The organism is Bradyrhizobium pachyrhizi (assembly GCF_001189245.1).
Taxonomy (GTDB): domain Bacteria; phylum Pseudomonadota; class Alphaproteobacteria; order Rhizobiales; family Xanthobacteraceae; genus Bradyrhizobium; species Bradyrhizobium pachyrhizi.
In genome coordinates this window covers 56,716-67,227 of sequence record NZ_LFIQ01000065.1, presented here as the reverse complement: position 1 = coordinate 67,227, position 10,512 = coordinate 56,716, and the positions used below count along the sequence as shown (strand labels likewise).

Here is a 10,512-nt window from a genome sequence, read left to right as displayed (position 1 = left end):
TGCCGCCGGGATCTTGCCGGTGCGCGCAAAGGCGTCGAACAGGATCGGCGCCGCGGCGGTGCGGCCGACCAGACCCGGCACCGGCGCGCCGTCGGGACGGCCGACCCAGACGCCGATCGTGATGCGGCCGTCGAACCCGACCGACCAGGCATCGCGATAGCCGTAGCTGGTGCCGGTCTTGAACGCGATCCGGTTGTGCACGCCGTTCTCCGGCGGCGGCGTGCCGAGCAGGACGTTGCCGACCTGCCAGGCCGCGGCCTGATCCATCAGCCGCATCGTGTCGCGGCCGTCATTCTCCTGCATGATCTCGCGCAACGGCTTGGTGGCGCCAAGCCGCGCCAGGCCGGAATAGAGCTGAGCGAGATCCTGCAGCGTGATGCCGACACCGCCGAGACCCATCGCAAGGCCCGGCGCCTCGTCCTTCGGCAGCACGAGACTGGTGCCGGCCTGCTTCAGCCGTGACGACAACCGGCTGGCACCGACCCGGTCGAGCAGCACAATCGCCGGCACGTTCAACGACAATTGCAGCGCCTTGCGGATCGGCACCGTGCCCTGGAATGTCATGTCGAAATTTTCCGGCGCGTAGGTGCCGAAGCGGATCGGCCGGTCCTCGATCAGGCTGTCGGGATGAACAAAGCCATCCTCGAAGGCAAGCCCATAGATGAACGGCTTCAAGGTCGAGCCCGGCGAGCGCACCGCGCGCGTCATGTCGACCTGCCCGGCCCGCCGCTCGTCGAAATAATCCGCCGAGCCGACGCGCGCGAGCACGTCGCCCGTCTCATTGTCGACCACGACGATCGCAACCGAGACATCAGGCCCCTGCGCAATGGCGCGGTCGCGCGCCAGCGCCTCCAGGTTTCGTTGCAGCGTGGCGTCGAGCGTCAGCTTGATGATGGGCGCATCCTTCATCGTCGCAATCGCCTGATCGGACGAATGCGGCGCCAGGATCGGAATCTGCTTGCGCATCTTCGGCACCGCCGTCGCCGTGGCCTGCGCGGCATCGTCCTTCGACACCACGCCATCCTCCACCATGCGTTCGAGCACGCGGTCGCGCGCGGCGTGGGCGGCGTCCGGGTAACGATCGAGCCGCCGCCGCTCCGGCGATTGCGGCAGCGCCACCAGCAGCGCGGCTTCGGCGAGCGACAGCCGCTTCGGCTCCTTGCCGAAATAGGCGATCGAGGCGGCGCGGATGCCTTCGAGATTGCCGCCGAACGGCGCCAGCGCAAGATAGAGATCGAGGATCTGGTCTTTCGAGAGCTGCCGCTCCAGTTCGACCGCGCGCACCATCTGCCGCAGCTTTGCGTAGACCGAGCGCTGGTGGCGCGGCTCGATCAGCCGCGCCAGCTGCATCGTGATCGTCGAACCGCCCGAGACGATATGGCCGCTGGTGAGAAGCTGGAATGCGGCGCGCGACAGCGCCAGCGGATCGATGCCGTGATGCTCATAGAAGCGCTTGTCCTCGTAGGCGAACAGGAGCTTCAGATAGGTGGGATCGACTGACGTCTTCGCGTCAACCGGCAGCCGCCAGCGCCCGTCCGCCATCGCATAGGCGCGGAGCAGCTTGCCGTTGCGATCGATCACCGTGGTCGAGACCTGCTGCGCCTTGTCGAGCGGCAGCGGCCCGAGCGACACGACCCAGGCGGCGAAGGCGCCGGTTGCGACCATTACAATGGCGACGAAGCAGGCTACGACGCGTAGAACGAGCCCTTTGGTGCGCCCGTCATGGCCGGGCTCGACCCGGCCATCCACGTCTTCCTCGCGCGCGGCAAACGTGGATCCCCGGGTCAAACTCGGGGATGACGAGGAGAGATGTGAGCGCCGGTCCTTGCCCATTCCACGATCACTCATTTCGCCGGCTTCACCTCAACCGCGCCGGTTCCGCTGCGGCCGTAGCGCGAGGGATTGTACATGTCCTCGACATAGGCCTGCGGCAGCACATATTTGCCCGGCGACACCGCGCGCACGACATAGGCGACCGTGAACACCGACTTGTCGTTGGCACCCCGGTCGATCGCCGCAGTGAAGCGGTCATCGCGGAACTCGGTGTTCTTCGGCTCGACGCCGTCCTCGATCCACTCGAGCGTGCCGGAATCCCCCGATGACACCAGGTTCGGGTTGTCGATCTCGAGTCCGGCCGGCAGATAGTCGGCCACCATGATGTGACCGAACTCCGGTTTGGCTTCCGTCACCTTCAGGACAACCGCGAAGCGGTCATTCTGTTTCGCCTTGGTGACATCGGCCGGCTTGCCGTCGAGCGTGAAATAGCCGCGCTCGATCTTGAAGCCGTTGGAGGCCGCCGGCTCCGGCGTGACCGGCGAGCCCGACACCGAGATCACCGCCTGCACCGGCGCGTCGCCGGTGTTGGTGATCCTGAGTGGCTGGCCGGTCATCTCCTCGGCCTTGTAGCTGCGATAGACCGCGGTCTTGACCGGCTGGCCGTTGATATCGAGCGCCAGCGTCTCCTTGGCGAGCGCGCGCGCCGCCAGCACCATCCACGCATTTTCCTGCGTCGAGGTGTAGGGCGACAGTCCCCGCGCCGCCTCGACCCGCAGCACGGCCTGCGTCAGCGTGGTGCGTGGCGCATTGCCTTCGCCGGCGAGCGAGACCAGCGCCGCAGCGTCGCGCAATGCCGAGCCGTAGTCGACCCGGCCGAACTCGATCACGGGTTTCGGGTTCAGCGCATCGAGCGCGGCACCATAGACCCGCTCGGCCCTCGCCTTGTCGCCGACCAGCGCCAGCGCCGCCGCAAGCTGGGCCTTGGAGATCGGAGTCGCCAGGTTGTTCAGCTTGGTGTCGGCGAGATAGCGCAGATCGCCGATCGGTGCCGCGCCGTTGCGCGCAAGCACGTAGAGACCGTAGGCCAGATCGCGGCCGCCGTCCTTCTCCGGCTCGTTGGCATTGACCACCGAGTTCCTGACGCGGTCGAGCGCGCTCTTGAACAGCACGTCCGGCACCGCAAAGCCCTTTTCGCGGGCCCGGGTCAGGAAGTCAGTCACGTAAGCATCGAGCCAGGCGTCGTCGCCGCCCGCGGACCAGAGACCGAACGAGCCGTTGGACCCCTGTCGAGCGAGGAGCCGCTCGATCGCGTCGCGGATGCGCTGGTCGACCGCGGTGTCCATCGCAAGATGGGCACCGGCGGCGAGGTCGTTGACATAGAGCAGCGGCAGCGCGCGGCTCGTGATCTGCTCGGAGCAGCCATAGGGGTAGCGGTCGAGCGCCTTCAGAATGCTCGCGGCATCGAGCGCGGTCGACAGGCTCGCCGAGACCGAAACGCTGCCGGTGCCCGGCACGAGATCGGAGAACATGTCCGAGGTCAGCGTCAGGCTTTCCCCCTTTGCCAGGGTGCGGATCGAGCGGCGCGCCAGGACTTGCGTTGCCGGCTTGACGTCGAGCGCATAATGCCGCGCCAGCGTCAGCCCGTTCGGCCCGGAGATGTCGACGTCGAACTCGGCACGTCCGGCGCCGCCGGCCTCGAGACCCAGCGACAGCGAGGAGCGCTGCTTGGCGGCGAGCTTCACGGTCGTGGTCGAATTACCCGAAGCCTTGATCGGGCCGCTCGCCTTGACGCTGATGGCATAGTTGCCGGCTGCACCTTCGACGTTGTCGATATCCATGCTGATGGTGCCCTTGTCACCGGTCAGCAGGAAGCGCGGCAATGTCGCGGTCACCACCACGGGATCGCGCACGATCACGTCGACATTGGCGCGGCCGACCTTGGTTGCGCTCCACGCCACCGCCATCACCCGCGCGGTGCCGGCAAATTCCGGGATGTCGAAGCTCACCTCGACAGTCCCGTCAGGCCCGACCGTGACGATGCCGGAATAGAGCGCGAGCGGCTTCTGCGTTGGCGGCGAGCCCTGCAGCTCGGCGCCGGCGGAGTCGCCGCCGCTGCGGATCTGGCCGCGGGTGCCCTGCATGCCGTCGATCAGCTGGCCGTAGAGGTCGCGGATCTCGGCGGTCAGGCGGCGCTGGCCGAGATAGTAGTCGTCCGGCGCCGGCGGCTTGTAATTGGTCAAATTGAGAATGCCGACATCGACCGCGGCCAGCACCACCTTGGCGTCCTCGCCGGGATTGAGCCCGCCGAGCTTGACCGGGATCTTCAGCGTCGAGCCCGGCCGTACCAACGCGGGCGGCGACAGTTCGACGGCGAGCGTGCGCGCCTTCTTGTCGATGCCGAACCATTTCAGTCCGATCGCGCGGCCGGGCATGCGCCCTGCGGCGACATCGAGCGGACGACGCAGCGTCGTCATGACATAGGCGCCGGTGCCCCAATCCTTGCCGACGGGGAGCTTGACCTGCCGGGTGCCCTCCGTGACGTCGACGCTTTGGGTGGTCAGCAGGCGGTCGCCAAGCACATAGACCGTCAGCTTGCCTGACGTGCGCGCATTGACCGACACGGTCATGGTGTCGCCCGAGGCATATTCAGGCTTGTCGATCGAGGTTTCCAATAGATCGGGCGTGTCGGCGCTGCCGTCGGAGTACCAGCCGACGTCGAATTGCACCGAGGTGACGGGACCGTCGGCATCGGTCGATTTCACGTCGAGCCGGTAGCGACCGGGCTGCGGCTGGAAGGTCAGGCGCATCGGCTTGTCGGCGGCGAGGTTGACGTCGCCATCGGCAACGCGGCGGGTCGACTTGACCGGCTCATACTGCCAGGACGAGTTCTGCCGGTACCATTGGTAACGCGACTCCAGCTTCAACAGCTCGTAGCGCAGCCCGTTGCGCGGCAGCTGCTTGCCGTCCGGTGCGACGAACACGACGTCGAACTCGGCCTTGTCGCCCTCGGCCACACTCTTGTCGCCGAACAGCGGTTTGACGCCGATCAGCGAGGCGCTAGGCGCCACCGGCAGCACGATCTTGCGCTCCACCGAGCGGCCGCCGGTCTCGGCCATGCGGATGTAGATCTGGGCCTCCTGCGGCCGGGTCGACGTCGGCACCTTCTCGAGCTTCACCGGGAAGGTCGCCGCGCCGTTGGCATCGGCCTCCGGCAGGTCCTCGATCGGGGTCCGTTCGTTGCTCGCGGTCTGCTCGTCGTCGACGCCGAACTGATAGCCGGCATAATCGGGCCGGCCGTTCGCCGCGGGCGCCACCAGCATGTCGCCCTCGAGCTGCAGGCCCGAGGCAGGCGCGCCGTAGAGGAAATGGCCGGAGATCTGAAGTTCCACTGGAACTTCAGCCTTGATCACCTTCTCCTTGCTGGTCAGATCGAATTCGACCCGTTCGGGGATGTAATCCTCGACCATGAAGGTGGTCTCGCCGACCGACGAGCCCTTCGGGTCGGTAAAGACGCGGGCGCGCCAGGTGCCGGTCGGCACAGCCGAATTGAGCGCCACCGCCAGCATCCGGCCGCCGGCGCCCTGGTCGGGCAGCACGGCGCGGCGGAATTCGACGCCGTCGGGGCGCTCGATCACCATGGTCAGCGGCGTCCCGGTCAGGGCGTTGCCCTGCCCGTCGCGCAGAAGCGCGGTCAGATAGACGGTCTCGTTGGAGCGGTAGACGCCACGCTCGGCGTAGACGAAGGCGTCCGCGCCGGCCGGGATCGCCCGGCCTGCGACGCCGCGGTCGGTGAGGTCGAACGCGTTGGTCTTCAGACTCAGGAAGGCGTAGTCGGCCTTCTCACCCATGACAGTCAGCAGCGCCGGCGACAACCCGCCCTCGCCGCGGGCCAGGCCTTGCTCGAAGAGCACGTGGCCGGCCGCATCGGTCTTGCGGGTCGCCAGGATCTCGTTGTTGCGGGCGACCAGCTTCACGTCGGCGTTGGCGACCGGTTCGGTCGAAGCCAGCGAGTTGACGAAGACGTGGATACCGTCATTGCCGGAGAAGGCCGACAGGCCCATGTCCGAGACGATGAACCATTGCGTCGCCAGCGTGCCGTCGTCGTCGGTGCCCGGCCCCTTGGCCGCGGCGGTCATGACATAGACGCCGGGTTGCAGGTCGCCGAGCGCCTGGTCGACCGGAAACGCCGTGACGACGTCCTGATTCAGCGTGGTCGCTGTCGCAAGCTCGCCGGACCACACCTTGACGCCGCGCTGGTCGCCGAGATCGGAGAGCTGGTAGCGGCTCAGCGTGCTCTGGAAGTCGCTGTCGATCACCGTGTTGATCAGGTTGCGGTCGCCGATCCGGAAGACGTCGACCTTGACCGCCGGCGTGTTGATGCTGACCACCGGGATACCGCGCTGTCCGGTCCGCGGCAGCACATAGGCCCGCCCGGTGAACCGCACGAACGGCTTGCGGTCGCGAACATAGATGTTGAACTCGGCCGATTTCGGCAGGGTCTCCTTGACGGTCGACGGCAGGCCGGCGCGCAGATTGATGTTGTAGCGCTCGCCATGCTTCAGCCCGTCCACGCAGAGCTGCTGGCCTTCCGCCGACAAGGCCGGCTTGTCGGTGCCGGCGAGCGCCAGATACGGCGCGAAGTCGACGCGCTTGGCGAGTTCCTCCGAGAACTGGAAGCAGGCCCGCGGCGACGCGGCGTCGGAATCGACGGTGTAATCGAGCAGCCGGAAACCGTGCTCGTCGCGCATCTTCTCGTAATGGCCGCGGACATCGGCGACCTCGCGCATGTCGAGCGACAGCCGCAAGCTGTCCAGCGCCGGGCGCCACAGCTTGCGTTCGGCGAGCGCTTTGCCGAGCACGGCCAGCGCGTCAGCCTCCTCGCCCGCATTGCCGGCGCGCTGATAGGCGATGTAAGCGGCAGTGGAGGCGCGCTCCATCAGGAACGTCTGTTCGCTTGAGCTCGCCGACCGGATCTGGAAGATCGTCCTCGCGAGCCGCAGCCAGTTGGCGCCGTCCTCTGGCGTGGTCGCCGCGACCTGGCCGAGGATCTGCAGCCCGCCACGGAAATCATTGCGCTTGAACGCGGCGTCAGCGTCGGTGCGCAGGGTCGCGGCCGATTTGTTGACCGCGCCGGCCTCGCTCTTGATCTGGGCTTCCAGCTTGATCGCGGAATCGGCGAGATCGTCGCGCTTGAAGGCCTTGTCCGCGGCCTGGGCGCTCACCAGGGCGAACGCCAGCGTGGCGCATATCGTGGCGGCACGAACCAATCCGATCATGATGGAGCTCCTGAAAGCCCCGCGGTCGCACGCCGCGTTGGGGCCAAAAGTGCGCGAAAAGGTGACGGAGTGAAGGCACGGACATGAACGGACGAAAAACGTCGCAGATCGCATTGCCGACATTCCTTTGACCAGCCCCGACGGCAGCATCGTGCGGCTCGGCGGGCTGGACAGGCCAACGCAGGACGGGCGCCCTGCTCGCCTTTGTCGTTCGACCACAAAAATCGGTTCGGACGGACTTGGCGGAAAGGCGGATTTTTCATAATGGCGGTGCTACAAGGCCGCCACGGTCCCGTAGCTCAACTGGATAGAGTAGCGGATTTCTACTCCGCGGGTTGCAGGTTCGAATCCTGCCGGGATCGCCACCCTCCCTCCTCGATGAAACCATTTTCCGCAAGCCGCGAAGCCGGCCGGAAACAAACCCGGCGTAGTGTCCCGGCATTGGACCAAGGGGATTAGGTCATGTGGGATTTCATCAACGAATTGTATCGGGATTTCTGCCTGGCTCGCCTGCAGGAGATGCGGAAGCTCGAGCATCATATCTGAGCGGGCGGAGCATCGGTGGCGATCAGCCGTTCTCGCGCCGCGGCTTGGATCACACGGACAATCGGACCTTCGCCAGCACACACGCAGCCAACACCAATCCATCGCGGGCCCCCAAGTCCCCGTATGATTACGGGGGCGCTCGAACCTTGGCGCCGGTTTTGCAGACACAAACATGACTGGGATTGCGGGCCCAGATTCGAACAGGCGCCGCCGGGACAATGCATTTCGAGCCCGGCGGCGTAATTTTTCGGGACAGGCTCACCGCCGTGATCCGAACGGCTTGGCGTCAGCGCCGGGACCGGTCCTTTGCCTCGCCCCGTTACTCTCCTGCCTGGAAATCAAGCACGCTCGTTCGACGGCGATAGATACACAATCGAGGTGTCAGCCGGCACGGCGATGAAAAAGGGATCGCCGTTGCTTGATCGTCGTCTTCCTGGCCGATCGCTCGCGAACGTCGACCGTCGGCAGCAATCAAACCCATCTCTAAGGCTCTCTTAACCACAAACGAAGGCCGCTCGCGGGGAATGGGCCGATTGCGCGCCGATCCGCGTTGTCCGGCACCATGCGTATGACATGCCGTTCGATCGCCTCTGCTGTGTGTGGTGCGGCGGTTCTCGCTGCGCCGCTCGCAGCCGCCAATGCGCAGCAGGTGCAGGCCGGAACGCTTGAGTGTCGCGGCGGACCCGATACCGGGTTCGTCGTGGGTCCGGTGACCAACCTCAATTGCGTGCTGCACGTCGATAGCACGCCGGACGGTCGTTATGTCGCAGCCATCCGCAACCTCGGTGTTTTGATCGGAGATCAAGAAGTCGCCATGACCTGGAAGGTGATGGCGCCGGTGCCGTGGCTTGGCAGCGACGATCTCGCCGGCGGCTACGCCCATGCCGAGGGCGCCGGCGTCAACGTTCTCGCCGGCGGCACGAATACGCCGATCACGCTGCATCCGTTGAACGAGCAGAACGTCCCCTCAACGCCGCCCCTGAAAATCGAGAACCTCGAGATTCGGCCGGTGGACCGCTGACCCTGGGCGCAGCCAAGCCATGGCCCGCGCGGTCGCCAGAATGCACAACGCCGTCCGCTTGAAATACATGCGAACGGCGCTGGCCCTAGCCCCAGGAAGGTGATGCAAAATCCTGACAGCTCCAAGTGTGCACACTTTGTGCCAGCGGCGCATGTCCCAAATTGGCTATCACGCGGCATGGCCCAAATGGGCCATTTGGAAACACAGAAACAAAGGTAGGTTAGGCACCGAGGCGCCGGCGACGGTGCCTCACGACCAAAGTGTCTACTTGGCCTCAGCGTGGCCCACGCGCTGAGGCCTTTCTTTTTCGATGTTCGCCGTGTGCCGTGAAATCACTCGCCGTTTTTATCATTCAGCGCACGAAACGATTCCGTAGTTCTCCGTGCGTGAACAAAGTTCCGGCCGCGATTGAGGGACTGATCGCTTTCCGTTCGTGCGATTGCAGGTTCCACTTGCCCGTGAGCGCCGGCAGCGCGCTTCGCAATTTCTTAATCCAAGAATGCCTCGCTAGAAGATCGTGAGTGCGCGCGTCGGTCGTCGATATTTTTCAGGACCGCGATGGACGATTCCGAGATCGACTTTTTCTTCGATGAGGATTCGCGCGACCAAAACATCAAGCGAGCGATGAGGACGCACAGCGCGCAGCGATCACGCCGCGAGAGTTTCACTTTGGTTTGCTCGGCCGATGCGCCATTCCCATATACACTCCACCGGCCTTCAATTCCGCCAGCATATGGTCGATCCGCTTGCGCCGTGTTGCAGTTCGCACGCTGCGGCCGATCCAGTGCAGATAGTCGTTGCGCCGATACGGCGGGCGCGCCTTGAACGACTGCATCAGTCCGCTCGCATCGAGCTCGCGGCGGATGCTTTCCGGCATCGCCGCGCGCGGTCGCTTCAGCGTCACGACGCCCTCCGATCGCCGGATCAGGACCGCCGCTTGGCTTCGACGTAACGCTTGAAATTGTCCAGGATCGCCTGCCAACCGCCGCGCTGCTGCTCGACCGAATGGGTATCCTCGCTGTCGAAGCTGACCTGCACCTTGACGCCGCCGGTCTCCGGCGTGAACGCGACCTGCGCGCTGCGATCGCCGAACGAATATTCGAGCAGACGGAGCTCCTCGACCCTGGTGTAGGTGCCGGCGAAATCGAACCCCATGCTGCCGTCCTTGGCTTCCATCCGCGACGAGAAGGCGCCGCCGGTGCGCAGGTCGACGGTCGCGGCGGTCGTGTGCCAATCGTCGGAAGCCGCGTTCCACTGCTTGATGTCGTCGGGCGTCGTGTAGGCGCGCCAGACATCCGCGATCGGCGCGGCAACGGTCGTTTCGACGGCAATCCTCATATCTATTCCCTCGTTGCGATGGGGTGAAGCTGACGCGCCTCCCGGGCGGCGCCGGACCGCGGCCATTCTATTAGGGCCATCGACGCCTTCGTCAAATGGCAACGCCCGGGCCGCCGGGAACATGAGGAGATCCGGGATGCCATTCAACCAACCAAATGGTGCGTGGTCGTCACAAGAATTTCGTCAGGAATGACCGTGTATGGAAGACGGGTCCAATGCCCGGAGAGCGCGTCATGCGGAACCTGAACACCGTCCTGAGCAAGCTGAACGACCGCCTGCTGCGGCTGGAGGGCGAATTGTTCGTGCTGCGATCGATCGCGCGCGTCGCCCTCACCGCGGGCGACGAGTCCGCCGTCCGCACCCGCAAGCTGCTCGAAGGCGCAAGGCTCGCGCTCTCGGACGAAGCCGAACGTCCGCTGGACGCCGCGACCGGGAAATACGTCGCGGCCGCGATCGCCATGGTCGAAGAACTGCTCGAGAATCCGCGCGAGGCGGCCCCGCTGTTCAGGGTGATCGACGGCGGCAGGCGGGACGATTAGCGCACTTGCTTTGGGT

The 10,512-nt window shown here is 65.6% G+C and carries 6 protein-coding genes and 1 tRNA gene; 3 read left to right on the top strand and 4 right to left on the bottom strand.

Going from position 1 to position 10,512, the window contains the following annotated elements; translation table 11 throughout:
* The coding region (gene pbpC, locus AKL29_RS13680) for a penicillin-binding protein 1C (RefSeq protein ID WP_244482010.1) at positions 1–1,848 on the bottom strand (1,848 nt) is incomplete at its 3' end.
* Positions 1,845–7,052 carry an alpha-2-macroglobulin family protein gene (locus AKL29_RS13675; protein WP_050384543.1) on the bottom strand — a complete coding sequence of 1,736 codons (5,208 nt, stop codon included), beginning with the start codon at positions 7,050–7,052 and terminating at the stop codon, positions 1,845–1,847. The genes AKL29_RS13675 and pbpC, both read right to left, overlap by 4 nt.
* Positions 7,053–7,340: 288 nt before the next feature.
* Between AKL29_RS13675 and AKL29_RS13670 the strand changes: the two genes are divergently transcribed.
* Together AKL29_RS13670 and AKL29_RS13665 are read left to right on the top strand one after the other, a co-directional pair.
* Positions 7,341–7,417: transfer RNA gene (locus tag AKL29_RS13670), tRNA-Arg, on the top strand.
* Positions 7,418–8,166: 749 nt separating this feature from the next.
* Positions 8,167–8,619: a DUF992 domain-containing protein gene (locus tag AKL29_RS13665; RefSeq protein WP_050384542.1), complete on the top strand. Its 453-nt coding sequence runs from the start codon at positions 8,167–8,169 to the stop codon at positions 8,617–8,619.
* Positions 8,620–9,283: 664 nt separating this feature from the next.
* Here the strand turns inward: AKL29_RS13665 and AKL29_RS13660 are convergent.
* Both AKL29_RS13660 and AKL29_RS13655 read right to left on the bottom strand, forming a co-directional pair.
* Positions 9,284–9,523 carry a YdeI/OmpD-associated family protein gene (locus tag AKL29_RS13660; protein WP_082190588.1) on the bottom strand — a complete coding sequence of 80 codons (240 nt, stop codon included), beginning with the start codon at positions 9,521–9,523 and terminating at the stop codon, positions 9,284–9,286.
* Positions 9,524–9,543: 20 nt separating this feature from the next.
* Positions 9,544–9,957, bottom strand: a complete 414-nt coding sequence (locus AKL29_RS13655; RefSeq protein WP_050384541.1) for an SRPBCC family protein — start codon at positions 9,955–9,957, stop codon at positions 9,544–9,546.
* Between the two features lie 233 nt (positions 9,958–10,190).
* Between AKL29_RS13655 and AKL29_RS13650 the strand changes: the two genes are divergently transcribed.
* Positions 10,191–10,496, top strand: a complete 306-nt coding sequence (locus AKL29_RS13650) for a hypothetical protein (protein ID WP_050384599.1) — start codon at positions 10,191–10,193, stop codon at positions 10,494–10,496.
* Positions 10,497–10,512: the final 16 nt, after the last annotated feature.